The organism is Kushneria phyllosphaerae (assembly GCF_900312995.1).
GTDB lineage: Bacteria > Pseudomonadota > Gammaproteobacteria > Pseudomonadales > Halomonadaceae > Kushneria > Kushneria phyllosphaerae.
On record NZ_ONZI01000011.1, the window covers coordinates 1 to 736 of the forward strand.

Consider the following 736-nt stretch of genomic DNA (forward strand, 5'->3'; position numbering starts at 1 on the left):
GAGTTTAACGGTGAACGGACGGCAAAAAACGTGCAGGAGCTGTTGAACGTGAAAACCTCGAAATCTGGCAAAAATCACGGCTGACGAGGCTTGCAGAGGAGTAAGCCAGTATACACTCCGCTATCGTTACGTGACTGGGTCAGGGCTTCGCCCCGACACCCCCAAAGGGCGTTGCGTTGCGCGCAACACCCTTGCCTAGAATAGATCTTTTACGCCGATTTGTAAGTTGTTGTTTTTTTAGTGTGTTTTTTGTTTACCTGTCGCATCCAGGGTGACACAACGTTGTCGCATCCTGGATGCGACAACACGCAACAAGGTGTTGCACAGATGTGTCATGATGGCTTAGATTTGAACCAACGTTAGTGCATGGGATTTTTAGAGGGAAAAAATCATGTTTATTGATTCAGAAAAACGACTGAAACAACTTTCAGATGAGGCAAAGAAAAACACCGAGGATCTCGAAGAAGCAAAGAAGAATTCAAGGTTTACACAGGTATCCCCAAAAGGTTGGGAACGCGTTCGAGAGCTGCTGAAGGATAGCCAAGGCATATCAGCACTGAAGCTGTACTCATTTTTAGCGGAGCATATCGATCCTACGTGTGGCGCTGTCGTTGCGGATCAGCAATTCCTAGCTGAAAAACTTGGAGTTAGCAGAAGCACAATTATTCGTTGGCTCAATTACTTAGAATCAAAAAATGCATTAGTTAGAATCCCCGTTGCTGGTAAGGTTTGTGCG

1 protein-coding gene is annotated in these 736 nt (G+C 45.8%); it reads left to right on the forward strand.

Going from position 1 to position 736, the window contains the following annotated elements:
• Window positions 1-391 precede the first annotated feature (391 nt).
• A partial coding sequence (locus KSP9073_RS17210; RefSeq protein ID WP_032326272.1) for a helix-turn-helix domain-containing protein occupies window positions 392-736 on the forward strand: 345 nt, incomplete at its 3' end.